24 protein-coding genes are annotated in these 22749 nt (G+C 65.6%); 10 read left to right on the top strand and 14 right to left on the bottom strand.

Annotation, left to right across the window (positions count from 1 at the left end):
* Positions 1 to 14: 14 nt before the first annotated feature.
* The 3 genes from BVH01_RS19275 to speB all read right to left on the bottom strand — a co-directional run bounded on the left by BVH01_RS19275 (position 15) and on the right by speB (position 4244).
* On the bottom strand, positions 15 to 1613 hold the full coding sequence (locus tag BVH01_RS19275) for a 5-guanidino-2-oxopentanoate decarboxylase (protein ID WP_075931851.1): 1599 nt from the start codon (positions 1611 to 1613) through the stop codon (positions 15 to 17).
* 60 nt (positions 1614 to 1673) lie between these two features.
* On the bottom strand, positions 1674 to 3053 hold the full coding sequence (locus BVH01_RS19270; RefSeq protein WP_075931850.1) for a sodium:solute symporter: 1380 nt from the start codon (positions 3051 to 3053) through the stop codon (positions 1674 to 1676).
* Positions 3054 to 3284: 231 nt separating this feature from the next.
* Positions 3285 to 4244: an agmatinase gene (gene speB, locus BVH01_RS19265; protein ID WP_075931849.1), complete on the bottom strand. Its 960-nt coding sequence runs from the start codon at positions 4242 to 4244 to the stop codon at positions 3285 to 3287.
* A 154-nt stretch (positions 4245 to 4398) separates the two neighbouring features.
* On the opposite strand from speB, the gene BVH01_RS19260 reads away from it, so the two are divergent.
* On the top strand, positions 4399 to 5280 hold the full coding sequence (locus BVH01_RS19260) for a LysR family transcriptional regulator (RefSeq protein WP_075931848.1): 882 nt from the start codon (positions 4399 to 4401) through the stop codon (positions 5278 to 5280).
* 171 nt (positions 5281 to 5451) lie between these two features.
* Here BVH01_RS19260 and gudD read toward each other — a convergent pair whose 3' ends face one another.
* The 3 genes from gudD to BVH01_RS19245 form a co-directional block, all read right to left on the bottom strand.
* Positions 5452 to 6798: a glucarate dehydratase gene (gene gudD / locus BVH01_RS19255; RefSeq protein ID WP_075931847.1), complete on the bottom strand. Its 1347-nt coding sequence runs from the start codon at positions 6796 to 6798 to the stop codon at positions 5452 to 5454.
* 274 nt (positions 6799 to 7072) lie between these two features.
* Positions 7073 to 8113: a LacI family DNA-binding transcriptional regulator gene (locus BVH01_RS19250; RefSeq protein WP_075931846.1), complete on the bottom strand. Its 1041-nt coding sequence runs from the start codon at positions 8111 to 8113 to the stop codon at positions 7073 to 7075.
* A gap of 38 nt (positions 8114 to 8151) precedes the next feature.
* Positions 8152 to 8811, bottom strand: a complete 660-nt coding sequence (locus BVH01_RS19245) for a YciC family protein (protein WP_075931862.1) — start codon at positions 8809 to 8811, stop codon at positions 8152 to 8154.
* A 163-nt stretch (positions 8812 to 8974) separates the two neighbouring features.
* Between BVH01_RS19245 and BVH01_RS19240 the strand changes: the two genes are divergently transcribed.
* From BVH01_RS19240 to BVH01_RS19225, 4 genes are all read left to right on the top strand, one after another.
* Positions 8975 to 9454, top strand: coding sequence for an NYN domain-containing protein (locus tag BVH01_RS19240; protein ID WP_075931845.1), 480 nt, complete (start codon positions 8975 to 8977; stop codon positions 9452 to 9454).
* A 7-nt stretch (positions 9455 to 9461) separates the two neighbouring features.
* Positions 9462 to 10064, top strand: coding sequence for a PolC-type DNA polymerase III (locus BVH01_RS19235; protein ID WP_075931844.1), 603 nt, complete (start codon positions 9462 to 9464; stop codon positions 10062 to 10064).
* A 118-nt stretch (positions 10065 to 10182) separates the two neighbouring features.
* Positions 10183 to 11511, top strand: a complete 1329-nt coding sequence (locus tag BVH01_RS19230; RefSeq protein ID WP_075931843.1) for a DEAD/DEAH box helicase — start codon at positions 10183 to 10185, stop codon at positions 11509 to 11511.
* A 31-nt stretch (positions 11512 to 11542) separates the two neighbouring features.
* Complete coding sequence (locus BVH01_RS19225; protein ID WP_371915611.1) at positions 11543 to 11968, top strand: NUDIX hydrolase; 426 nt, start codon at positions 11543 to 11545, stop codon at positions 11966 to 11968.
* A gap of 67 nt (positions 11969 to 12035) precedes the next feature.
* Here the strand turns inward: BVH01_RS19225 and BVH01_RS19220 are convergent, their stop codons facing one another.
* The 3 genes from BVH01_RS19220 to BVH01_RS19210 are packed head-to-tail and all read right to left on the bottom strand — an operon-like array spanning position 12036 to position 14613.
* A complete protein-coding gene (locus BVH01_RS19220; protein ID WP_075931841.1) occupies positions 12036 to 12398 on the bottom strand; it encodes a VOC family protein in 363 nt (120 codons plus the stop codon).
* 20 nt (positions 12399 to 12418) lie between these two features.
* The gene (locus tag BVH01_RS19215; RefSeq protein ID WP_075931840.1) at positions 12419 to 13663 is read right to left on the bottom strand and encodes a TIGR03862 family flavoprotein; all 1245 of its coding nucleotides are present in this window, start codon (positions 13661 to 13663) and stop codon (positions 12419 to 12421) included.
* Between the two features lie 29 nt (positions 13664 to 13692).
* Positions 13693 to 14613: a histone deacetylase gene (locus tag BVH01_RS19210; RefSeq protein ID WP_075931839.1), complete on the bottom strand. Its 921-nt coding sequence runs from the start codon at positions 14611 to 14613 to the stop codon at positions 13693 to 13695.
* A 37-nt stretch (positions 14614 to 14650) separates the two neighbouring features.
* Between BVH01_RS19210 and BVH01_RS19205 the strand changes: the two genes are divergently transcribed.
* The 3 genes from BVH01_RS19205 to BVH01_RS19195 all read left to right on the top strand — a co-directional run bounded on the left by BVH01_RS19205 (position 14651) and on the right by BVH01_RS19195 (position 16881).
* A complete protein-coding gene (locus BVH01_RS19205; protein WP_075931838.1) occupies positions 14651 to 15217 on the top strand; it encodes a GNAT family N-acetyltransferase in 567 nt (188 codons plus the stop codon).
* Positions 15218 to 15336: 119 nt separating this feature from the next.
* Positions 15337 to 16206: an acyl-CoA thioesterase II gene (tesB, locus tag BVH01_RS19200; protein WP_075931837.1), complete on the top strand. Its 870-nt coding sequence runs from the start codon at positions 15337 to 15339 to the stop codon at positions 16204 to 16206.
* A gap of 69 nt (positions 16207 to 16275) precedes the next feature.
* Positions 16276 to 16881, top strand: coding sequence for an HAD family hydrolase (locus BVH01_RS19195; protein ID WP_075931836.1), 606 nt, complete (start codon positions 16276 to 16278; stop codon positions 16879 to 16881).
* Here BVH01_RS19195 and cueR read toward each other — a convergent pair.
* From cueR to BVH01_RS19180, 3 genes are all read right to left on the bottom strand, one after another.
* On the bottom strand, positions 16848 to 17279 hold the full coding sequence (gene cueR / locus BVH01_RS19190) for a Cu(I)-responsive transcriptional regulator (RefSeq protein ID WP_075931835.1): 432 nt from the start codon (positions 17277 to 17279) through the stop codon (positions 16848 to 16850). The genes BVH01_RS19195 and cueR overlap by 34 nt on opposite strands.
* A gap of 4 nt (positions 17280 to 17283) precedes the next feature.
* Positions 17284 to 19656, bottom strand: coding sequence for a heavy metal translocating P-type ATPase (locus BVH01_RS19185; RefSeq protein WP_075931834.1), 2373 nt, complete (start codon positions 19654 to 19656; stop codon positions 17284 to 17286).
* A gap of 85 nt (positions 19657 to 19741) precedes the next feature.
* Complete coding sequence (locus tag BVH01_RS19180; RefSeq protein WP_075931833.1) at positions 19742 to 20128, bottom strand: hypothetical protein; 387 nt, start codon at positions 20126 to 20128, stop codon at positions 19742 to 19744.
* 141 nt (positions 20129 to 20269) lie between these two features.
* Here BVH01_RS19180 and BVH01_RS19175 point away from each other — a divergent pair, with 141 nt between their 5' ends.
* Positions 20270 to 20488 (top strand): heavy-metal-associated domain-containing protein, encoded by a 219-nt coding sequence (locus BVH01_RS19175; RefSeq protein ID WP_075931832.1) that lies wholly within the window; start codon positions 20270 to 20272, stop codon positions 20486 to 20488.
* Here BVH01_RS19175 and BVH01_RS19170 read toward each other — a convergent pair.
* A complete protein-coding gene (locus BVH01_RS19170) occupies positions 20472 to 21092 on the bottom strand; it encodes a TetR family transcriptional regulator (RefSeq protein WP_075931831.1) in 621 nt (206 codons plus the stop codon). The two genes, BVH01_RS19175 and BVH01_RS19170, sit on opposite strands and share 17 nt — an antisense overlap.
* 162 nt (positions 21093 to 21254) lie before the next feature.
* Between BVH01_RS19170 and BVH01_RS19165 the strand changes: the two genes are divergently transcribed.
* Positions 21255 to 22445, top strand: a complete 1191-nt coding sequence (locus BVH01_RS19165) for a multidrug effflux MFS transporter (protein ID WP_075931830.1) — start codon at positions 21255 to 21257, stop codon at positions 22443 to 22445.
* 3 nt (positions 22446 to 22448) lie between these two features.
* Here the strand turns inward: BVH01_RS19165 and BVH01_RS24705 are convergent, their stop codons facing one another.
* Positions 22449 to 22625 (bottom strand): hypothetical protein, encoded by a 177-nt coding sequence (locus BVH01_RS24705; RefSeq protein ID WP_168177299.1) that lies wholly within the window; start codon positions 22623 to 22625, stop codon positions 22449 to 22451.
* Positions 22626 to 22749: the final 124 nt, after the last annotated feature.

Below are 22749 nucleotides of genomic sequence, written 5' to 3'. Positions count from 1 at the left end.
CCCGCGTCATGCTTTCACGGCGCAAACGGCGGCGCCTCGGCGATTTCGATCAGCAGCGGCCGGTCGCTTGGCGCCTCGCGCAGCAGGCTTTGCAGGTGTGCGTGGTCGTGGGCGCGTTCGGCCAGGCAGCCGAAGCCGCGGGCGATGGCCAGGAAGTCCGGCGTGTAGATGTCGACGCCCAGCGGGGTGATGTCGCGGCGCTCCATGTAGCGTTTTATCTCGCCATAGCCCAGGTTGTTCCACAGCAGCACGATGATGCCGACCTGTGCTTCCACGGCGCTGGCCAGCTCCGGCAGGGTGAACTGGATGCCGCCGTCGCCCATCAGGCTGATCACCGGGCGCGCTGGCTCGGCCAGCCGGGCGCCGATGGCTGCCGGCAGGCCGTAGCCGAGGGTGCCGTAGCCGGTGGAGGCGTTGAACCAGCGGCGCGGGCCATCCAGTTCTACGAGATGGTTGCCGCTGTACACGGTCTGCGTCGAGTCGCCGACGAAGCGCGCGTCGGGCAGCACGTCGAGGATGCAGTCGAACAGCCGTCGGTAGTGCGCCCAGCCGGCGAAGTCTGCGGCCAGTTGCTGGCGAACTGCGCCCGCGCGCGTGGCGCCGCTGCTCTTTTCATCGTTCTCGCGCTGCGGCAATTGCTTGAGCAGCGCCTCGATGGCCAGGCCGGCGTCGCTGTGGATCGCCAATGTCGGCGTGTGATTGCGCTGCAACTGCTCGGCGTCGATATCGATACGGATCAGCTCGCCGCCGATTCTGAAGTTGCCGTCGAACACCACGTCGTAATCGGTCTCGCCCAGCTCGGTGCCGATGGCCAGCACCACGTCGGCGCCCAGCGCCAGCTGGCGCACCGGCGGCAGCGACTGGTTGCTGCCGATCAGCAGCGGATGAGCGGCGGGCAGCAGGCCCTTGGCGTTGATGGTCAGCGCGGTCGGTACATCCAGCACCTCGGCCAGGCGGCGCACCGTATCGGGCTCACCTACGCCGCCGCCGATTAGCAGCAACGGGCGCTGGGCCTGGCTCAGGCGCTGCGCCGCTTGCTGGATCAACTCGGCCTGCGGTGCGGGGCGTGGAGCTTTCACCCGCGGTTGCACGCTCAGGTGGTCGGCGGCGGCGGTGATCACATCCAGCGGTAGCTCGATATGCACCGGCCGTGGTCGCTGGCTATCGAACACCGCGAAGGCGCGGGCCAGCACTTCGGGCAATTCGTCGACGCTCATCAGCGTATGGCTGAAGGCGGCGACGCCAGCCACGAGGGCGCGCTGGTCCGGCAGCTCGTGCAGGTAGCCGTTGCCATGGCCGAGGCGCTCGCGTTCGTTGACGCTAGAAATCACCAGCATCGGGATCGAGTCCGCGTAAGCCTGACCCATGGCGGTGGCGATATTGGTCATGCCCGGCCCGGTGATGATGAAGCACACGCCAGGCTTGCCGGAGACGCGCGCGTAGCCGTCGGCCATGAAGCCCGCGCCCTGTTCGTGGCGCGGGGTGACGTGGCGGATGCCGCTGCCGGGCAAGCCGCGGTACAGCTCGACGGTGTGCACGCCGGGGATGCCGAACACGGTGTCGACGCCCCAGGCCTCGAGTTGCTTGACGAGAAATTCACCGCAGGTGGTCATGCAGGCTCCTTGATGATGAATCTGCAGATGCCGGCAGTCGCACCGGCATCTTTGATTGGTTCAGGCGAGGCTGGCAGCGCGCGCTTGCGGACGGGTCAGCAGGCTGCCGATCACGAAGGTCAGCAGGCCGACTGCCAGGCTGTAGTAGATCGGCGTGTTGGCTTCCAGGCCATCCTTGAACATGAAGACCAGTGCGGTGGCGCAACCCAGTGCCATGCTGGCGATGGCGCCAGTGGTGGTGGCGCGTTTCCAGTAGATGGCGCCGAGAATCGGAATCAGGATACCGCCCACCAGCAGGTTGTAGGCCAGTGTCAGAGCGCCGATCACGTCGCTGACCACCAGGGAGATCGCCAGCACCAGCAGGCCGGTGAGCAGGGTGAACAGGCGGGCGACCCCCAGGCTCGAAGGGCGACCGCCGCGCAGTTTCGGCAGCAGGTCCTCGGTCACCGTGGTGGACGCGGCGAGCAGACCGGCGCTGGCGGTGGACATCATCGCGGCCAGGGCGGCGGCGATCACCAGGCCGCGAATGCCGTCGGGCAGCGCGCTCTGCACGATGGAGGCGAAGGCGTTGTTGGCGTTGGCCAGATCCGGCAGCAGCACCTTGGCGCACATGCCGATCAGTGCGCCGACCAGCCCGTACAGCACGCAGTACACGCCGGCCAGGCTGCCGGCCACGCGGGCGACGTTCTCGTTGCGGGCGGTGAACACACGTTGCCAGATGTCCTGGCCGATGAGGATGCCGAAGAAGTAGATCAGGAAGTAGGTGATGATGGTGTCGTAGCCGATGGTGGTCAGGCTGAAGGCGGTGTCCGGCAGCTTGGCTACCAGTTCGTCCCAGCCGCCGACGCGGTACAGGCAGATGGGCAGCAGCACGAACATCAGGCCGACCGTCTTGATGGCGAACTGCACGATGTCGGTGAGGGTCAGCGACCACATGCCGCCGATGCTGGAATACACCACCACTACGCCGCCAGCCAGCAGGATGGCCGCCCAGAAGGGCAGGTCGAACAGCACCTGCAGCACCGTGCCGCTGGCCAGCACCGAGACCACCGAGATCATCAGCGCGTAGGCGAACATCACCACCGCACTGGCCTGACGCGCCGCCGGTGTGTAGCGGCGTTCGAGGATCTGGGTGACGGTGAAGATGCGCAGTTTGAGCAATGGTTTGGCTAGGAACAGGTTGAGCACGATGATGCCGGCGCCCAGGGCGGCGCACAGCCAGAACCCGGAAATGCCGTGCACATAACCCAGGCGCACGGTGCCGACGGTCGCGGCGCCGCCGAGCACGGTGGCGGCCATGGTGCCCATGTAGAAGGCCGGGCCGAGGTTGCGTCCGGCCACCAGGTAATCTTCCTGGCTGCGCGCGCGGCGCATGCCGTACCAGCCGAGCAGTAGCATGCCGGCGGCGTAGATCAGTACTACGGATATATCCAGGATCATGTGTTTCTCCAGCGCCTGTCACGATTCTTGTCAGGGTGGCGCCATGGCGCCGACCTTGTTATTCACCCCCGACAGCCGTCGGGTAGTGGTGCTTGGGCAGTGCGGCAGGGCCGCGTGGAGCGAAGTGCGCTCCATGACCCGCGAACGGGTAATGCGCCACGGCGGGCTTCTGCTGGCCCGCGCGGGTTTTTCCAGTGATGTGAAACCGGGATTACCGGGCGAGCACGCGGCTCACTTGCGCACCACACCCGGCAGCACACAGAGCATTTCGTAGAGCAGGTTGGCGCCCAGCAGCGAGGTGTTGCCGGTGGTGTCGTAGGGCGGGGAGACCTCGACCAGGTCGCCGCCGATCAGGTTCAGGCCCTGGCAGCCGCGGATGATTTCCAACGCCTGGATGGTGGTCAGGCCGCCGACTTCCGGCGTGCCGGTGCCGGGCGCCCAGGCCGGGTCGATGCCGTCGATGTCGAAGGACAGGTACACCGGGCCGCCGTCGACCTTGGCGCGCACTTCTTCCATCAGCGGGGCGAGAGATTTGTGCCAGCACTCTTCGGCCTGTACCACACGAAAGCCCTGGTTGCGGCTCCAGTTGAAGTCGTCAGCGGTGTAACCCTGGGCGCGCAGGCCGATCTGCACCACACGCTGGCTGTCGAGCAGACCTTCTTCCTGGGCGCGGCGGAAGGTGGTGCCGTGGGCGATCTTCTCGCCGAACATGTGATCGTTCACGTCCGCATGGGCGTCGATGTGCACCAGGCCGATCTTGCCGTACTTCTTGCGCATGGCGCGCAGGATCGGGAGGGTCAGGGTGTGGTCGCCGCCAAGGGTCAGCGGGATGATGTCGTGGGCGAGCACGCGGTCGTAGTGCTCTTCGATGATGCGCACGGCGTCGAGCAGGTTGAAGGTGTTGATCGCCACGTCGCCGATATCGGCGACGTTCAGGGAATCGAACGGCGCGGCGCCGGTTGCCATGTTGTACGGGCGGATCATCACTGACTCGGCGCGAATCTGCCGCGGCCCGAACCGGGTGCCGGAGCGCAGGGACGTGCCGATATCCAGCGGGATGCCGATAAAGGCAGCGTCGAGCTTGTCCAGCTCCTCGGGTGCCTGCACGTGGGGCAGGCGCAGCATGGTGGCGATCCCGCCGAAACGGGGCATTTCGTTGCCGCCCAGGGGCTGGTGGAGGGAATTGTCCACGGGGGCCTCTCAGTTCTTGTGGTTGTCGTGGCCCGATTCTGGTCAGGGTTTGCGGCGGGAAGAATCGGGCAGCGCAAATAATCAGTTCAGAAATTCCTAAACTAACGGGCAGGCTTTAGCATGAGCCGGGTTCCTCCACCGTCATGGTTCGCCAATGCCCGATCTCAAGCTGCTGCGCCTGTTCGTCTGTGTCGTGCGCCACCAGGGTTTCGCTGCGGCGCAGCAGGAGCTGAACCTGTCCACCTCGGCGATCAGTACCTATATGAGCCAGCTCGAAGCGCAGCTCGGCTTCGTGCTCTGCCATCGTGGGCGTGGCGGCTTCAGCCTGACCAGTAAGGGCGAGCTGTTCCATCAGGAAGCGTTGCGGCTGCTGGCCGAGCTGGAGGGGTTCGAGCGTTATTCGGCGGCGCTCAAGGGCGAGCTACGCGGTACCCTGAATCTGGGTGTATTGGATTCGACGGTGAGCGATCCATCCCTGCCGCTGGCCGAGGTGATCGGCGCCTACAGCCAGGAACACCCGGCCGTGCACCTGCATCTGGCGGTGCTCAGTCCGGCTGAACTGCAACTCGGCGTGCTGGAAAATCGGCTGGACCTGGCCATCGGTGCCTTTTCGGTGCGTACCAACGGGCTGATCTACCAGGCGCTGTACCGCGAGCAGCACTGGCTGTACTGCAGCGATAGGCACCCGCTGTATACCCAGCGGCAGATTCCGGCGGAAGTGATCACCCAGCAGCGCATGGTCGGCCGCGGCTACTGGAGTCAGACCGAGCTGGCGCGCCATGGCTTCAAGCACAGTGCAGCGACGGTGGAGTCGATGGAGGCGCAGCTGATTCTGGTGCTATCCGGCGCCTATATTGGCTATTTGCCCGAGCATTACGCCCAGCAGTGGGCCGATCAGAAACGTCTGAAAGTGCTGCTGCCCACCACCTTCGGCTACCAGGCGCCATTCACCCTGGCGTTGCGCCGCGGCCGCTCACGGGAACCGCTGATCCAGAGCTTTCGTGATCGGCTCAAGGCGCAGTTGAATCACAGTTAGGTAAATCACTGTAGCCAGATCAGCGTCAGGCCGTGGGAGCGGGCGGGGCAGCCTAGTTCCTGCCCGCGAATCGGGCGCATGGCACCCTCCCACAAAGGCCTGCGCTCGGGCGTAGGGTAGGCCGGGCGGCGATCCGCTTCAGCCCACCAACTAATTGCAGTGTGATCCTGCTCAGCGCACCAGGCAGGGCTTCTTGTTATCGAAGGTCCAGCCGCTGATCAGGTACTGCATGGCCACGGCGTCATTGCGCGCGCCCAGGCCCATGCCCTTGTAGCACTCGTGGGCCTTGGCCACGGCGTCCATGTCCAGCTCCACGCCGAGGCCGGGCTTTTTCGGCACCTGCACGAGGCCGCCTTCGATACGCAGCGGTTCCTTGGTCAGGCGTTGGCCGTCCTGCCAGATCCAGTGGGTGTCGATGGCGGTGATCTTGCCCGGCGCGGCTGCTGCCACGTGGGTGAACATGGCCAGCGACACATCGAAATGATTGTTCGAGTGCGAGCCCCAGGTCAGGCCCCAGTCGTTGCACATCTGCGCCACGCGCACCGAACCCTGCATGGTCCAGAAGTGCGGATCGGCCAGGGGGATGTCCACCGATTGCAGCTGGATCGCGTGGCCCATCTGGCGCCAGTCGGTGGCGATCATGTTGGTGGCGGTTGGCAGGCCGGTGGCGCGGCGGAACTCGGCCATCACTTCACGGCCGGAATAACCATTCTCGGCGCCGCAGGGGTCTTCGGCATAGGCGAGCACATGGTGCTGGTCGCGGCACAGGCGGATGGCTTCCTGCAGTGACCAGGCGCCGTTCGGATCCAGGGTGATGCGTGCCTCCGGGAAGCGCTCGGCCAGCGCGGTGACCGCTTCGATTTCCTCGTCGCCGCGCAGCACGCCGCCCTTGAGCTTGAAGTCCTTGAAGCCATAACGCTCGTAGGCGGCTTCGGCGAGGCGCACCACGCCTTGTGCGTCTAGTGCTTCTTCGTTGCGCATCTGAAACCAGGCGTTGTCGGCGTCGGCTTCCTGGCGATAGGGCAAGTCGGTTTTCTTGCGGTCGCCGACGTAGAACAGGTAGCCGAGCATTTCCACGGCATCGCGCTGCTGGCCTTCGCCGAGCAGGGCGGCGACCGGCACGTCCAAGTACTGGCCGAGCAGGTCGAGCAGGGCAGCCTCGACGGCGGTTACCGCATGAATGGTGATGCGCAGGTCGAAGGTCTGCAGGCCGCGGCCGCCGGAGTCACGATCGGCGAAAGCCTGGCGTACCTGGCCGAGCAATTTCTGGTACTGGCCGATGGGCTGGCCGAGCAACAGTTGGCGGGCGTCTTCCAGGGTCTGGCGAATGGCTTCGCCGCCCGGAACTTCGCCGACGCCGACATGGCCGGCGTTGTCACGCAGGATCAGCAGGTTACGGGTGAAGAAGGGTGCATGGCCGCCGCTCAGGTTGAGCAGCAGGCTGTCGTGCCCGGCAACGGGAATGACTTCCAGGGCGGTGATGACCGGGGTACCTGCATGGGTGTTGTTATTGTTCATCGCGTGGTTCCTGTGCCGTTCGGCGTTGCGGTGGGTCTGGCTGCTTACCGGCAGCATTCAAAGATAACGTTATCATCATAGTCAGATAACGTTATCATTCAAGTGGAAATTTCAGGCGTTATGGTGCGGACGCAGCCGTCGATGGGGTGGGTGGGGAGCGGTGGGCAGTTCGTCGCCCGGGGCGAGCGTAGCGAAACCCGGGGGCATCGCAGCGCGAACATCGAAAACCTGGGTATCGCTACGCTCAACCGCAGGCTACGAGAGGTGTTTTTGCCTAGGCGGTGCTGGCCCGTTCGATGATGGCGAAGCGGGTATCGACACTGGGCTCGGCCTTCTGGCCAGCGAAGCGGCGCAGCAGCGCCTCGGCCACTTGCTGGCCCATCTCGGTAGCGTTGACGCTGACGGTCGACAGCGCCGGGTTGGCGAACTGGCCGTTGAGGGTATCGCCGAAGCCCAGCACGGCAATGTCGTTCGGAACGTCCAGCCCGCGCGTGGAAGCTTCGGCGAGCACGCCAAGGGCCACGGTGTCCGAACTGCAGAAGATGAAGTCGGGTTGCTCGCCGGCATCAAGCAGGTTGGCCAGGCCCTTGCGGCCGACCTCCCAGGTGGCGGGCAGCGGTAGCGTCTGCACCGCCACGTTACTCACGCCCAGCTCGGCTAGGCGGCCGATCACCGCCTTGCAGCGGCGCAGCGCCCGCGGGTCGTCGACGCCGACCACCGCCCAGCGGCGGTAACCCTTGGCGAAGAAGTGCTCGGCCACCGCTGCGCCGACCTGTTCGTGGGAAAAGCCCACCTGCATGTCCAGGCCGTCGTCGCTCAGGTCCCAGGCTTCCACTACCGGGATGCCGGCGGACGACAGGCGCTCGCGGCTAGCTTGGGTATGGAAGGTACCGGTGAGCACGATGCCGTCGGGGCGACGACCTAGAATGGCGGCCAGCAGGGTTTCCTCCTGTTCCGGTACATAGCCACTGGGCCCGACCAAGGTGTGATAACCCGCCTCGGCGAGGCGATCCATGATCGCCTGCACCACGCTGGCGTAGATCGAGTTGGCGATGGTCGGCAGCACGATGGCCACCAGGCGGCTCTTGCTGGTGGCCAACCCGCCGGCCATCAGGTTTGGCACGTAGCCCATTGCGCGCACCACTTCCAGCACGTGCTCGCGGGTGGCATCGCTGACCAGCTCGGGCCGCTGGATCGCCCGCGACACGGTGATCGGCGACACGCCAGCCCTGAGCGCGACATCCTTGACCGTCACCGGCAGATCGCTGAGGTCGCCGCGGTCCTTGGCCAGTTCTCTGCGCGATTTTCTTGCCACGTGCTCGTCTCGATGGGGGTAGGGTCGATTCGCGAAGGTTACGGCAGCGGCGCGGCATTGTCGCCGGCGCGTAGCATGTACAGGCGGAACACCACCACGGTGGTGAACAGCTGGCAGAGGCCGAACAGCACGTCCAGCAGCAGGCGCCCGGCTGGCTCGGCGGTGATATCGGCGGCCCAGAAGCCGGCGAGCCATGGCGGCACCATCACCAGCATCACGCAGGTGAAGATCGGCCAGAAGTGACCATGGGTCAGTTGCAGGCTTTCATGCAGCGCCTGCAACGGCGTGAGGCCGCGCAGCACCAACAGGTAGTCGGCGAACACCAGCCGCACCATCAGCCACAACCCCGGCAGGATGAACAGCGAGATGCCGAGCATGATCGCCAGGGTGCCGATACCGGCCAGCAGCACGAAGCGCGGCCACAGGCTAAGGCTCATGGCTACCAGCGCGCCCTTGCCGGGCTCCTCACCGCGGCTGCGGGCATCGATGAACAGGATCAGTGCGGCGCTGTACAGCGGATAGAAGAACAGGCCGAGCAGCACTTCATAGAGCGGTACCTTGGCGGTTGTGACCAGGCCCTCGAGCTGCAGGCTCACGAAGGCTTCGAGCAGCAGGAAGGGCAGGCACAACAGGAGGATCTGCAAGAAGTTTTGCCGGAAGAAGAACCAGGCGTCACGCAGGGCGTCGAGGGGATTCATGAAGGGTCGCAGGCGGAAAAACAGGCCGCCATGATACGAGCGTGGCAGGCCGGCCACCAGCGATGACGTTCGTCGCCGCCGTGGCGCTGCCTTCGACCTCGAGGGGCCAGGGCTGGCATACTGGCCACCCGTGCAACCCGCGCGAACCTTGTGAGGATGTCCGGTGAAGAAAATTGCCGTGTTCGCCGACGTACAGAATCTCTACTACACCGTGCGCCAGGCCTATGGCTGCCACTTCAATTACACGGCGTTGTGGAATGAGCTGGCGGCGGGCGGCGAGATCGTCGAGGCGTACGCTTATGCCATCGATCGCGGTGATCCCAAGCAGCAGCAGTTCCAGCAGATCCTGCGCAACCTGGGCTTCACCGTGAAGCTCAAACCCTACATCCAGCGTAGCGACGGCTCGGCCAAGGGCGACTGGGACGTGGGCATCACCATCGACGTGATGGACGCTGCGGCGAATGTCGACAGCGTGGTGCTGGCCTCCGGTGACGGCGATTTCGACCTGCTGCTCGAACGCATTCGCCAGCGTCATGGCGTCGAAGCCGTGGCTTACGGCGTGCCTGGGCTTACCGCGCAGTCGCTGGTGCGCGCAGCCAGCCGTTACGTGCCCATCGAGGGCCATCTGTTGCTCAAACACTGAGGTTCCTGTGAAACCCATCGCTGTCATCGACTTCGAAACCACCGGCATGTCGCCGGCCCAGCAGGCGCGCGCCACCGAAATCGGCGTGGTGATCATCGAAGGCGGGCAGATCACTGCCCGCTACCAGAGCCTGATGAATAGCGGAGCCTGGGTGCCGCCCTTCATCGAGCAACTGACCGGTATCAGCAACGCCATGGTGCGCAGCGCGCCACCGGCGGCCGAGGTGATGCACGAGGTCGCCGAGTTCGTCGGTGACATTCCGATGCTGGCGCACAACGCGTCCTTCGACCAGAAGTTCTGGGACGCCGAGCTGGGCCTGATCGGGCGCACCCGCGTGCAGCATTTCGCCTGCTCGCTGCTGCTGTCGCGCCGCCTGCTGCCAGGTGCGCCGAGCCACAAGCTCGGCAACCTCAATCGCTGGGCGCGGCTGCCCGATACCGGCAAGGCGCACCGGGCGCTGGCCGATGCGGAAATGGCCGCCAACCTGACCCTGCACCTGTGCAAGGTGCTGCGCGAGCAGCATGGCCGCAGCGCCGTTGATCACGATTTCCTGCGTCAGCTGCAGGGCATGTCCGCCGCCAAGGTGCGCGCCTTGCTCGCCGCCGCGTAAACGGTCTGTATTGCCGCGCCCGACCGCGGCTACGTCCCCCGCGCAGCATCGGCTGAGCGATTGATACCCGGACGCGCTAAACTGCGCGCCATCTCCACTGCCCGCCATGTTGCCCGCCATGACCTTCGCTTCCCTCGGCCTGATCGAACCCCTGCTGCGCTGCCTCGACGGCCTCGACTACAAGACCCCGACGCCCGTTCAGGCCCAGGCCATCGGCCCGATCATCAAGGGCCGCGATATCATGGCGGCGGCGCAGACCGGCACCGGTAAGACCGCAGCTTTTACCTTGCCGATCCTGCAGCGGCTGATGATGGAAGGCCCGGTGGTGGCCAGCAATTCGGTGCGTGCCCTGGTGCTGGTGCCGACCCGCGAGCTGGCCGAGCAGGTGCAGCAGAGCGTGCAGACCTACTCGCAGTTCCTGCCCCTGCGCAGCTATGCGGTGTACGGCGGGGTGAGCATCAACCCGCAGATGATGAAGCTGCGCAAGGGCCTCGACGTGCTGGTCGCCACGCCGGGCCGCTTGCTCGACCTGTACCGTCAGAACGCGGTGAAGTTTTCCCAGTTGCAGGTGCTGGTGCTCGACGAAGCCGACCGCATGCTCGACCTGGGCTTTGCCCGCGAGCTGGATGACCTGTTCGCCGCCCTGCCGAAGAAGCGCCAGACCCTGCTGTTCTCCGCGACCTTTTCCGACGCAATCCGCGGTTTGGCCAAGGAAATGCTGCGCGACCCGCTGAGCATCGAAGTCAGCCCGCGTAACGCCGCCGCCAAGTCGGTCAAACAGTGGCTGATTCCGGTGGACAAGAAGCGCAAGGCCGAGCTGTTCCTGCACCTGTACCGCAGCAAGAAATGGTCGCAAGTGCTGGTGTTCGCCAAGACCCGCAAGGGTGTCGACGAACTCGAGCAGGCACTGCTGGCCGAAGGCATTCGCGCTGATTCGATCCACGGTGACAAGCCGCAGCCGACGCGCCTGCGTGCCCTGCAGCGCTTCAAGGCTGGTGAAGTCGACGTGCTGGTGGCCACCGATGTGGCCGCCCGCGGCCTGGATATCGACGACCTGCCGCTGGTGGTCAACTTCGACCTGCCCATCGTCGCCGAAGACTACGTGCACCGCATTGGTCGTACCGGGCGCGCGGGGGCCAGCGGCCAGGCGGTTTCGCTGGTCTGCGCCGATGAAGTGCAACTGCTCTCGGCCATCGAAGCGCTGACCCAGCAGATCCTGCAGCGCGTCGACGAACCGGACTTCATCCCCGACCACCGCGTGCCGCAGACGGTCGCTGGTGGCCTGGTGGTAAAAAAGCCCAAGAAACCGAAAAAGCCCAAGGTGGTGGGCGGCGGTAAAGCCGGTGGTCTGGGCCGCTGGATGGAAAGCGACGAGCCGGCCGAGCCGCCGGTCAAGGCCATCCGCAAGGTGCCGAGTTTCGGTGGTAAGCCGAAGGGCGGACGGTAGAGCCGCAATGCGAGTTCGGAAGTCAGCGCGATTGTTGGTTGTCAGCCCAGCCAGCAGGATTCTGCTGTTCAGGTTTGCCCACGCCAACGGCGCGCTGAACGGCAGCAGCTATTGGGCTACGCCTGGCGGCGCCGTCGAAGAAGGTGAAACCTTCGTCTCTGCGGCCATGCGCGAGCTGCTGGAAGAAACGGGTATTCGGGTTTCATCGCTCGGCGAGCCAGTAGGCTTTCGCCGTTTTGAAATGCGTATGTCCGATGGTGAGGTCGTTGAGGCGCTGGAGCACTACTTTTACGTTCGAGCTGCAAACGAAGAGATATGCAACTCGCGTTGGACTGATGAAGAGGTGGCGGTCATTGCAGAGCATCGCTGGTGGGCGCTCGATGATCTGCCGTTAAGCGAAGAGACTATCTGGCCAGAGCGACTGGCCGAGATGGTGGTGCGAGCTCTCGCAGCTTAGGCCTCTTACCTCTTCACAACCCTGAGTATCGCTCTGCTCAACCCAGGCTACTTCGCCGATTCCAGGCTCAGATGTTCTGGCCAATCCGCCACAGCACGCCGCTGGGGTCGAAGACGATGAACTCGCGGATGCCCCAGGGCTGATCTTCTGGGGCGATGGTGCGTACGCCAAAGCGCTCGGCGATGTTCTCCGCCTGAACCTTCGCCCACCAGGCCTCTACATCGTCCACCAGCATATGCATGACGAAATTCTCCGCCTGTTCCTTCACGTAGAAGTTCTGCAGCAGAAAGGCGCAGTGCTCGCCGTGGCTGAAATAGCTCATCGCCTCTGATTGCCAGGCCGGCTTGAAGCCCAGGGCGGTATAGAACGCCTGGCTCAATGGGTAGTCCTTGGCGGGGATGAAGGTCTTGAGTTCTATGCTGGTCAGCATGCTATGTCCTGTTCCGTGGATTATCGGGATGTGCTCTGCAGCCAGCGCAGCATGCCCTGACCGGCAACGCGGCCGCTGGCGAAGCAGGCGGTGAGCAGGTAGCCGCCGGTGGGCGCTTCCCAGTCGAGCATTTCACCGGCGCAGAAGGTGCCGGGTAGTTGCGTCAGCATCAGATTGTCGTCGAGGGCTTCGAACGGCACGCCGCCAGCGCTGCTGATCGCTTCTTCGATCGGGCGCGCCTGGCATAGCGTGATCGGCAGCGCCTTGATGGCGGCAGCCAGCCGCTGCGGATCGGTGAAGTGCTCGGCGGGCGTCGCTTCGCGCAGCAGCGCCGCTTTCGCGCCATCCAAGCCGGCCTGGCGATGCAGGTGCTTGGCCATGGAGTTCGAGCCGCGGGGTTTGCTCAAGGCATTGCCAAGGGCCGCCTCGCTACGCTGTGGCAGCAGGTCGAGGTAGACGGTACAGCTGCCGTCCCGGGTGATGCGCTGGCGAATGCCGGCGGACAGCGCGTACACCAGGCTGCCTTCGATACCGGTGGCGGTCAGCACGAATTCGCCGGGGCGCGGTGCGTCGCCCGGCAAACCAAGGGCGACGTTCTTCAGCGGCGCACCGGCGAATTTTTCGCGCAGCAGCGGGCTCCAGGCAGCCACGTCGAACCCGCAGTTGCTTGGTTGTAGCGGCACGACGGGCACGCCAGCCTGTTGCAAACGCGCCACCCAGCTGCCGTCCGAACCGAGCCGCGGCCAGCTGCCACCGCCCAGGGCCAGCAGCACCGCGTCGACGCGGATCACCTGTTCACCTTCGGGGCCCGCCACACACAGGCTGCCGTCGGCATTCCAGCCCAGCCAGCGGTGCCGGGTGTGCAACTGCACACCGGCCTCGCGCAGGCGCTTGAGCCAGGCGCGCAGCAGCGGCGCGGCCTTCATGTCGGTAGGAAATACGCGGCCCGAGGTGCCGACGAAAGTGTCGATGCCCAGGCCATGGATCCACTCGCGCAGCGCATTGGCATCGAAGCCTTGCAGCAGTGCATGGATTTCCCGCTCGCGCTCGCCATAGCGGCCGACGAAGGCCGGATAGGCTTCGGAATGGGTGATGTTCATGCCGCCGACGCCAGCGAGCAGAAACTTGCGGCCTACCGAGGGCATGGCGTCGTAGAGGTCGACCCGCACGCCAGCGAGCGCCAGGGTTTCGGCGGCCATCAGGCCGGCAGGGCCGCCGCCGATGATGGCGACCGAGTGGGCGGTGGGCGGGGAGAAATCGGTCATGGCGGCGTCGGCTGGGCAAAGGGCGAAGTTTACCCGAGCCCTCGCTGCTGCCATACCCGCGCGGCGCTGTGATGGAGGATGCCGTGTCGGCGGGCGAGGGCGTGGCGGTCCTTACTGTAGCCACCGCCGATCACCCCGACCACGGGAATGTCGCGGCCCAGGCAGTGGTCGAGCACGGCCTCGTCGCGGGCCGCGACGCCGGCATCGGTGAGTTGCAGGTAACCCAGGGCGTCGTCCTTGTGCACATCGACGCCGGCGTCGTAGAGCACGATGTCCGGCTGGTACAGGGCGAGCAGGTAGCCCAGCGTGTCGTCGATCACCTTCAGGTAATCGGCATCGCCCATGCCGCGCGGCAGGGGAATGTCCCAGTCGCTGCTGGCCTTGCGCGCCGGGTAGTTCTGTTCGCAGTGCAGGGACACGGTGATCGCGTCAGGCACGTGCTCGAGCAGGCGCGCGGTGCCGTCGCCCTGGTGCACGTCGCAGTCGAAGATCAGCACGCGCCCGGCCTTGCCGCTTTCCAGCAGGTAGCGGGCGATCACCGCCAGGTCGTTGAAGATGCAGAAGCCCGCCGGGTAATCGTAATGGGCATGATGGGTGCCGCCGGCCAGGTGGCAGGCCAGGCCGTGCTGCAGGGCCTGCTCGGTGGCCAGCAGCGAGCCGCCGACGGCCCGCACGGTGCGCCGCGCCAATTCCGGGCTCCAGGGCAGGCCGAGGCGGCGCTGATCTTCGTGGCTCAGTTCGCCGCTCAGGTAGCGCTCGATATAGGCGGGGCAGTGGCAGAGCGCGAGGATATCGGCCGGGCAGATCTCGGGCCGCAGCAGTTCTTCATCCCGAGTCAGGCCGCTGGCTACCAGGTGATCGCGCAGCAGGCGGAATTTTTCCATCGGGAAGCGATGGCCGTCGGGGAACGGTGGGCTGTAGTCGTCGTGGTAGATCAGCGGCAGGGGCATACAATGGCGGTCATCGGGTGAACCTGGGGCAGTATGCATGAGAAGCGAAAGGGATGGGGCCGAGCTGCAGACGCCGCGTCTGCTCCTGCGCGCCTGGCGTGACGAGGATCTGGACGAGTTGGCCACGCTGTGCGCGGATCCGGCGGTGATGCGCTATTTTCCGGCGCTCCTGGGCCGCGAGCAGAGCAAGGCGCTGCTCATCCGCCTGCAACAGCACTTCGCCGATCACGGCTTTACCTTCTGGTCGCTCTGGCAACGCGAAGATGGTCGCTTCGTCGGTATGACCGGGCTGGCCAACGTCGGATTCGAGGCGAGTTTCACTCCGGCGGTGGAGATCGGCTGGCGCCTGTCGCCGGCATTCTGGGGGCAGGGCCTTGCCCAGGAAGCGGCGCGTGCCTCGCAGGATTTTGCCTTTACGCGCCTGGCGGTGGATCGCGTGGTGGCATTCACCACACTGAGCAACGCGCCGTCGCAGCGAGTGATGCAAGCCCTCGGCATGCAGCCGGCTGGCGAGTTCGAGCATCCGTCGCTGGCGCCCGGGCATGCGCTGCGCCGGCACGCGCTTTACGAAATGCCCGGGAGCAAATGGCCGAAGCAGGGCTGAGCCTGTCATCAGTGGCACCACGGCGCGATTCCTGAGCGCCGGCAAAGGCATTACCATTCACCGTCCGCGCACCCCGCGCGAGCCGTAGCATCGCCCAGTCAGGGCCGTGGAGAACCGTTATGAGTCAAGTCCTGCAAGAGTTGGTGGCGCTGCTGAGCCTGGAAGCCATCGAGGAAAACCTGTTCCGCGGCGTGAGCCAGGATCTGGGCTTTCGCCAGCTCTTCGGCGGTCAGGTACTTGGCCAGTGCGTGTCGGCGGCCACCCAGACGGTCGAGGCCGACCGCCATGTGCATTCGCTGCACGGTTACTTCCTGCGCCCCGGCGATGCCACGCTGCCGGTGGTTTATCAGGTCGACCGCGTGCGTGACGGCGGCAGCTTTAGCACGCGCCGGGTAACGGCGGTACAGAAGGGCAAGGCGATCTTCACCTGCAGCGCTTCGTTCCAGAACCAGGAAGAAGGCTTCCACCATCAGGTGCAGATGCCCGACGTACCCGGCCCCGAAGGCCTGCGCTCGGAGACCGAACTGGCCAGCCTGGTGGCCGACTCGCTGCCTCCGCGGGTGCGCGAGCGCGTGCTGTTCGACAAGCCCATCGAGATCCGTCCGGTCACCGTCGACAATCCGTTTTCACCCCAGGTCAGCGAGCCGGCCAAGTACGTGTGGTTCCGCGCCGACGGAGAACTGCCGGATACGCCGGCGATTCACAAATACCTGCTGGGCTACGCCTCGGACTTCAACCTGCTGACCACCTCGATGCTGCCTCACGGCGTGTCGGTATGGCAGAAGTTCATGCAGGTCGCCAGCCTCGATCACTCCATCTGGTTCCACGGCAACCTGCGCATGGACGACTGGCTGCTCTATGCCATGGACAGCCCCTGGGCCGGCAATGCCCGCGGTTTCTCCCGCGGCAGCGTCTTCAATCGCCAGGGCCAGCTGGTCGCCTCGGTGGCTCAGGAAGGGCTGATTCGCCTGCGCGACGATTGGCGTTGAGGCGTAGTCGCGAGACCAAGGCCCGAGCGGTTATGCTGCGGCCTCGATTCCACGCTTGCCGGAGGGGCGATGAGCCTGCAGCGCTATAGCCATTGGGTTTTCGACATGGACGGCACTCTGACCATTGCCGTGCATGATTTCGCCGCCATCCGCGAGGCGCTGGACATTCCACCCGACGACGACATCCTCCATCATCTGGCCGCCCTACCGCCCGAGGTGTCGAGGGCCAAACACGCCTGGTTGCTGGAGCACGAGCGCGAGCTTGCCGTTGCCTCACGCCCGGCCGCGGGTGCCGTGGCCCTGGTGCGTGGCCTGCAAGCACGCGGCGTGCGCCTGGGCATCCTCACCCGTAACGCCCGGGAGTTGGCGCTGCTGACCTTGCAGGCCATCGGTGTGGAGGATTGCTTCGCGCCGGACGACATCCTCGGCCGTGACGAGGCGCTGCCGAAGCCCGATCCCGGCGGCCTGCTGCACCTGGCCGACCGCTGGCAGGTCGCCCCGCGAGACATGGTGATGATCGGCGATCATCGCCATGACCTGGCCTGTGGCCGCGCCGCCGGCACCGCCACGGTGCTGGTCAACCTGCCGAGCAATCCGTGGCCTGAGCTGGCCGATCACTTCGTCGCCGATTGCACCGCGCTTCAGCGTCTGGCGCTGGGCGTCGCAGCAGGCTGACAGCAGTCGCTGCCGGCCTGCAGGTCTTCGAGTATCGGGCAGTCGGGACGCTGGTCGCCCTGGCAGTGATCGACCAGCGTTTGCAGGGTGTCACGCAGGGCTTCGAGTTCGGCGATCTTGCCGTTGAGCGCTTCGATATGTTCCACCGCCAGGGCCTTCACATCAGCGCTGGCCCGCTCGCGGTCGTGCCACAGGGCCAGCAGCCGGCCGGACTCGGCAAGCGAGAAGCCCAGGTCACGGGCGCGACGGATGAAGCGCAGGCGCTGCAGGTCGTCGTCAGCGTACTGGCGATAGCCACTTTCGCTACGCCCGGCGTTGGGCAGCAGGCCAATGGCTTCGTAGTAGCGGATCATCTTGGCGCTGAGCCCGGTGTGCTTGGCAGCCTGACCGATATTCATCGCGTTATTCCTCGAAATGGGGGCGCCAGGTTTTCAACAGCAGAGCGTTACTCACCACGCTGACGCTCGACAGCGCCATGGCCGCGCCGGCGAGCATCGGATCGAGCAGCCCAAAGGCCGCCAGGGGAATGCCCACCAAGTTGTAGATGAACGCCCAGAACAGATTCTGGCGGATCTTCGCATAGGTGCGCCGGGCGATATCCAGGGCCGCAGGCACCAGGCGCGGGTCGCCGCGCATCAGGGTGATGCCGGCTGCCTGCATGGCCACGTCGGTGCCGCCGCCCATGGCGATGCCGACGTGTGCCGCGGCCAGGGCAGGGGCGTCGTTGATGCCGTCGCCGACCATGGCCACCACGCCGGCCTCTTTCAGCTCGGTGACGATACGCGCCTTGTCCGCTGGCAGCACCTGGGCATGTACCGACGCGATGCCTAGCTGGCGGGCGACGGCCTGAGCGCTGCCTCGGTTATCGCCACTGATCAGGTGGCTGTGGATATGCCGTGCGTCGAGGGCGACGATCGCTTCACCGGCGCCGTCCTTCAGGGTATCGCCAAAGGCGAACAACGCCAGCACCCGTGGTGTGTCGCCCTGCTCGATCAACCAGGACAGGGTACGGCCTTCGGCCTCCCAGTCATGGGCGGCCGCGGCCAGTTCCGTGGGTTCGGCGGCGCCGCTCTCCTCGAGCAGGCGACGATTGCCGAGTTGCAGGGCGCGCCCTTCGACCTGCCCGGCGATACCGCGACCGGCCAGGGCCTGGCTGGCGCCGAGCGAGGCCAGTGCAGCGCCGGCCTCCTGGCAGCCCTGCAGCACCGCCTTGGCCAGCGGGTGCTCGCTGCCCTGTTGCAGCGTACCGGCCAGGCGCAGCGCTTGTTGATCATCGATCCCAACGGCGTGCAGGTGCGCGATTCGCGGTGTGCCCGAGGTCAGGGTGCCGGTCTTGTCGAAGGCCACCACTGTCACGCCATGGGCAACCTCCAGGGCTTCGGCGTCCTTGATCAGAATGCCATGGCGGGCGGCCACGCCGGTCCCTGCCATGATCGCCGTGGGCGTAGCCAAGCCCAGGGCGCACGGGCAGGCGATCACCAACACGGCCACGGCGTTGAGCAGCGCCTGCTCGATGCCAGCCCCGAGGGCCAGCCAGGTGATCAGGGTCAGCAGGGCGACCAGCAGGACCACCGGCACGAACACCTGGCTGACGCGATCCACCAGTTTCTGGATCGGCGCCTTGGCAGCCTGGGCGTCCTCGACCAGGCGGATGATGCGCGCGAGCACGGTTTCCGCACCGAGGGCGGTGGTCTCGATCAGCAGACGGCCTTCGCCATTGATCGCGCCGGCGGTCACCCGGTCGCCGGGCACCTTGGCCTGGGGCAGGCTTTCGCCGCTGATCAGCGCCTCGTCCGCGTGGCTGGAGCCCTCCAGCACCTTGCCGTCGACCGCAAAGCGCTCGCCGGGCTTGACCACGACATGCTCGCCCACGCTCAGTGCGCTGAGCGCCACCCGCTGTTCGACGCCGTCTTGCAGGCGTGTGGCCTCGTCGGGGCGCAGCGCCTGCAGAGCGCGAATGGCACCCGTGGTCTGGCGCTTGGCGCGGCTCTCCAGGTATTTGCCGAGCAGGATCAGGGCGATGATCACAGCCGAGGCTTCGAAGTACAGGTGCGGCGCGTGCCCGGCCGGTGTGATCGCCCATTGATAGAGGCTCAGGCCATAGCCGGCGCTGGTGCCGAGGGCGACCAGCTGATCCATGTTGCCGGCGCCGCTGCGCAGCGCGTGCCAGGCGGCGCGGTAGAAGCGCGCACCGAGTACGAACTGCACCGGGGTGGCCAGCAGGAACTGCGCCCAGGCCGGCAGCATCAGGTGCACGCCAAAAGGTGTCAGCAGCATCGGTAGCACCAGCGGCGCGGCCAGGAGTAGGGCCAGCGCCAGCCGCCAGCGCTCACCGATGAGGTGGCGGTCACCATTCACGGCAGGTGCGGTCACGGGGCTGGCCGCGTAGCCCGCGGCATCGACGGCGTTCAGCAAGGCCTGAGTCTCGGTACCAGGCAGCACCTCTACCCGGGCACGCTCGGTCGCCAGGTTGACGCTGACCGCCAACACACCGGGCTGCTTGCCCAGCGCACGTTCGACGCGGCCCACGCAGCTGGCGCAGGTCATGCCGGTGATAGCCAGGTCCAAATGCTGCGCTGGCACCTCATAACCCGCCTTTGCCACGGCCGCCACCAGTGCCGGCAGTTGCTCGGCAGGAGCCTGCACCCGTGCCCGCTCGCTGGCCAGGTTTACATGGGCAGTGGTGACCTGCGCCACGCCGCGCAAGGCGCGCTCGACCCGGCCGGCACAGCTGGCGCAGGTCATACCGCTGATCGGCAGGTCGAAAGTAGGCATGGCGGTCTCCGCGATTCCAGGCAGTTGCCCACAGGATCAACCTTGCCACATGGGTAAGGTCAAGCCCTGGCGGTAACGAGAGGGGTCACTGGCTGGAAGGCGCGGGTGTCAGGTAGGGCCCGGAAGGGCTCAGGCCGATGCGATAGCGGCGGATTTCGCCGGCGGTGAGGCTCAGCCGCTGGCTGTCGAGGTGCGTGATGCCAGCCTGGCAGCTTTCCGTGCCGATCATGCCCAGGCGCACCGATACATCGCCGGGCGGCAGGTTGAACGACACCGACTGGCCCTGGAACAGCCGGGCGGCGAGCTGATCCTGCAGGTACACGCCGAATTCGCACGGCGAGGCGACTTCCAGGCGCTCGCGGGAAATGATCAGCACGGCGTAGCCATCGCCCATGGTGGTGTGCGACGGCAGCACCTGGGAGAGCGCTGGCAAGGGCAGGGCGAGAAACAGTGAGAACAGGAGGCGGGTCATGGTCAGACCATAAAGAAGGTTGAGTGATCTGAGCTTGGCTGAGGTTGGCCGGTTCAACAAGCGGTCTGTTGACCTTGCCACGATGGCAAGCTCGATACTCGCCAGCACCCCAATCCAAACCCATGGGCAGAGGAGACGACGATGCAGATATTCAAGGTGGAAGGCATGACCTGCGCACATTGCGAGCGCGCGATCACTGGTGCCGTACAGGCGGTCGACGCCTCGGCGCAGGTGCAGGTCGATATCGCGGGCGGTGAAGTGAGGGTACGCACCACCCACCCGGTCGATCAGGTGCTCGAAGCGATCATCAACGAAGGTTACAAGGCCGAAGCGGTGCCTGCGGCTAAGACCAGTCGCTGATCAGGCCGCGAAACAGCCCGTCGATCATGATCGGCCCATCGTGCTTAGGGTCGAACAGGCTGTTGTCGCGCAGCCAGTCGCTGAGCATGCCGACGATCAATGCATGCAGGGTGCGGGCGGCCAGGCGAGGTGTCATGCCTGGGCGCAGCCGCTGCTGGGTGGCCGGCTGGGCGAAAATCATCTCGCACAGGGCGATGAACTGATTGATGAACGCCTCGTGGCGTTCTTCCGCCTCCCGCAGTTCTTCGGTGAACTCGCAGCGGTGCAGCAGAATGGTGAAGATCCGCCGCTTCTGTTCGTCTTCGGCGATCCCGGCGATACCTTCCACGCAAAGCGTGTGCAGTGACTGCAGGCCGTTGCCCTGGTCGTTCTCGACCAGGCGCCCAGCCAATTGCTCCGGGGGCAGGCGTACCTGGCTGAGCATGTCGTGAAACAGATGGGCCTTGTTCTGGAAGTGCCAGTAGACAGCCCCGCGGGTCACCCCTGCGTGCTTGGCGATGTGTTCGAGGCTGGTGTGAGCGACGCCCTTTTCCAGAAACAGTATTTCGGCAGATGCCAGTATGGTGGTGCGGGTCTGCTCTGCTTGTTCTTTGGTTCGACGCATACGACAGGAATCGATCGGTTCAGGAAGCAGCAAGTGTAATTATTTTTTGCAGCGGATGTTTGTTTTACAGACGAACTTGTATGTAATTGTCGGCGTCCACTTCTTTCAAGCGCCTCAACCGTCTTTTTCGCCGGAGGGGGACACCTGTCGAGTACATCGCCAATGCCGCTTCGCCTGTTACTGATCCTTGGCGCGCTCAGCGCCTTCGGCCCACTGGCCATCGATTTCTACCTGCCCAGCTTTCCTGCGTTGGCGCTGGCCTTCGATACCGACACCGAGCACGTGCAGCTTTCGCTGGCGTCCTATTTCGCTGGCCTGGCGATTGGGCAACTGGTGTACGGGCCGCTGGCCGACCGCTTCGGCCGACGCACGCCTTTGCTGGTCGGGGTGTCGTTGTTCACCCTGGCGTCGTTGGCCTGCGCCCTGGCACCGAGCCTGGAGTGGCTGATCGCCGCCCGTTTCGTCCAGGCCCTGGGCGGTTGTGCGGGTATGGTGATTTCTCGCGCGGTGGTGCGTGACCTGTGCGACCCGATCAGTTCCGCCAAGGTGTTCTCGCAACTGATGCTGGTGATGGGCCTAGCGCCGATTCTCGCGCCGGTGGCGGGCGGCTTGCTGCTGAATCTGTTCGGCTGGCCATCGATCTTCGTCTGCCTGACGCTGTTCAGCGCGGCTTGCCTGGTCGCCCTCGCCCTGTGGTTGCCGGAGACGCTGAGCCCGAGCATCCAGCCGCCGCCCCTGAGCGGCGCGCTGAGGGAATACATGCGCCTGTTCGGTGATCTGCCGTTCATTGGCCATGCACTGACCGGCGGTCTGGCCATTGCCGGCATGTTCGCCTACATCGCCGGTTCGCCCTTCGTGTTCATCGAGCTCTACGGCGTGCCGGCCGAGCACTACGGTTGGCTGTTCGGCACCAACGCTGCAGGCTTCATCCTCGCCGCCCAGGTAAACGCCTGGCTGGTGTCACGGCATGGGCCGGCTTACTGGGCCAGGCGCATCGTCTGGTTCTATCTGGCCTGCGGCACCGGGCTGCTGGTGCTGGCGTGGGTAGGGCCGCAAGCCCTGTGGCCATTGATGGTGCCGCTTTTCGGCTGCATCGCCTCGCTGGGGATTCTGCTGCCCAACACCTCTGCTTGCGCCATGGCTGGGCAGGGCCGCCATGCCGGCAGCGCCTCGGCGCTGATGGGCAGCCTGCAATTCACCATCGCCGCCAGTGCGGCCTCCATGGTCGGCGTGCTGCACGATGGCAGCGCCGTACCCATGGCACTGGTCATCTTCAGCTGCGGCGTACTGGCAGTGGGCGCGTCGCGTTTCACCCGCTGGGCAGAGCGTCGCGCCGGCCACCCGAACGGTTGACGCTCAGCCGGCCTGGCGTTTTTCGGCCGGCAGCGGGTGCGGAGCCTGCACCCGTGCCTGCAGCGTCGCCACGAACCGGCACGCTTCCTCTTCACTGCGAAAGCTGACCTGATGCTTGCCCAGGCGCACCTGCCAGCAGGTGCCGAGGGGGCCTTGCGATGCACGGATCTGGATGTCCATCGACGTGTCTCCCGGTGAGGTGGAGAGAGTCTAGCCAGTGCTCGCGTATCTGCCATGGCGCCGCTCAACGGATGGAATGGTCGTGAGGTTGGCGCGCTTGCCACTTTATCCCAGGCAAAAAAAG

The organism is Pseudomonas sp. PA1(2017), from assembly GCF_001945375.1.
Classification (GTDB): Bacteria; Pseudomonadota; Gammaproteobacteria; order Pseudomonadales; family Pseudomonadaceae; genus Aquipseudomonas.
This window is presented reverse-complemented; position numbering and strand designations above follow the sequence as displayed.

Coding starts and splice junctions, on each gene's coding strand:
- BVH01_RS19275 (WP_075931851.1), bottom strand. CDS start 1,613: ATGACCACCTGCGGTGAATTTCTCGTCAAGCAACTCGAGGCCTGGGGC.
- BVH01_RS19270 (WP_075931850.1), bottom strand. CDS start 3,053: ATGATCCTGGATATATCCGTAGTACTGATCTACGCCGCCGGCATGCTA.
- BVH01_RS19260 (WP_075931848.1), top strand. CDS start 4,399: ATGCCCGATCTCAAGCTGCTGCGCCTGTTCGTCTGTGTCGTGCGCCAC.
- gudD (WP_075931847.1), bottom strand. CDS start 6,798: ATGAACAATAACAACACCCATGCAGGTACCCCGGTCATCACCGCCCTG.
- BVH01_RS19245 (WP_075931862.1), bottom strand. CDS start 8,811: ATGAATCCCCTCGACGCCCTGCGTGACGCCTGGTTCTTCTTCCGGCAA.
- BVH01_RS19230 (WP_075931843.1), top strand. CDS start 10,183: ATGACCTTCGCTTCCCTCGGCCTGATCGAACCCCTGCTGCGCTGCCTC.
- BVH01_RS19220 (WP_075931841.1), bottom strand. CDS start 12,398: ATGCTGACCAGCATAGAACTCAAGACCTTCATCCCCGCCAAGGACTAC.
- BVH01_RS19215 (WP_075931840.1), bottom strand. CDS start 13,663: ATGACCGATTTCTCCCCGCCCACCGCCCACTCGGTCGCCATCATCGGC.
- BVH01_RS19210 (WP_075931839.1), bottom strand. CDS start 14,613: ATGCCCCTGCCGCTGATCTACCACGACGACTACAGCCCACCGTTCCCC.
- BVH01_RS19205 (WP_075931838.1), top strand. CDS start 14,651: ATGAGAAGCGAAAGGGATGGGGCCGAGCTGCAGACGCCGCGTCTGCTC.
- tesB (WP_075931837.1), top strand. CDS start 15,337: ATGAGTCAAGTCCTGCAAGAGTTGGTGGCGCTGCTGAGCCTGGAAGCC.
- BVH01_RS19195 (WP_075931836.1), top strand. CDS start 16,276: ATGAGCCTGCAGCGCTATAGCCATTGGGTTTTCGACATGGACGGCACT.
- cueR (WP_075931835.1), bottom strand. CDS start 17,279: ATGAATATCGGTCAGGCTGCCAAGCACACCGGGCTCAGCGCCAAGATG.
- BVH01_RS19185 (WP_075931834.1), bottom strand. CDS start 19,656: ATGCCTACTTTCGACCTGCCGATCAGCGGTATGACCTGCGCCAGCTGT.
- BVH01_RS19180 (WP_075931833.1), bottom strand. CDS start 20,128: ATGACCCGCCTCCTGTTCTCACTGTTTCTCGCCCTGCCCTTGCCAGCG.
- BVH01_RS19175 (WP_075931832.1), top strand. CDS start 20,270: ATGCAGATATTCAAGGTGGAAGGCATGACCTGCGCACATTGCGAGCGC.
- BVH01_RS19170 (WP_075931831.1), bottom strand. CDS start 21,092: ATGCGTCGAACCAAAGAACAAGCAGAGCAGACCCGCACCACCATACTG.
- BVH01_RS19165 (WP_075931830.1), top strand. CDS start 21,255: ATGCCGCTTCGCCTGTTACTGATCCTTGGCGCGCTCAGCGCCTTCGGC.
- BVH01_RS24705 (WP_168177299.1), bottom strand. CDS start 22,625: ATGGACATCCAGATCCGTGCATCGCAAGGCCCCCTCGGCACCTGCTGG.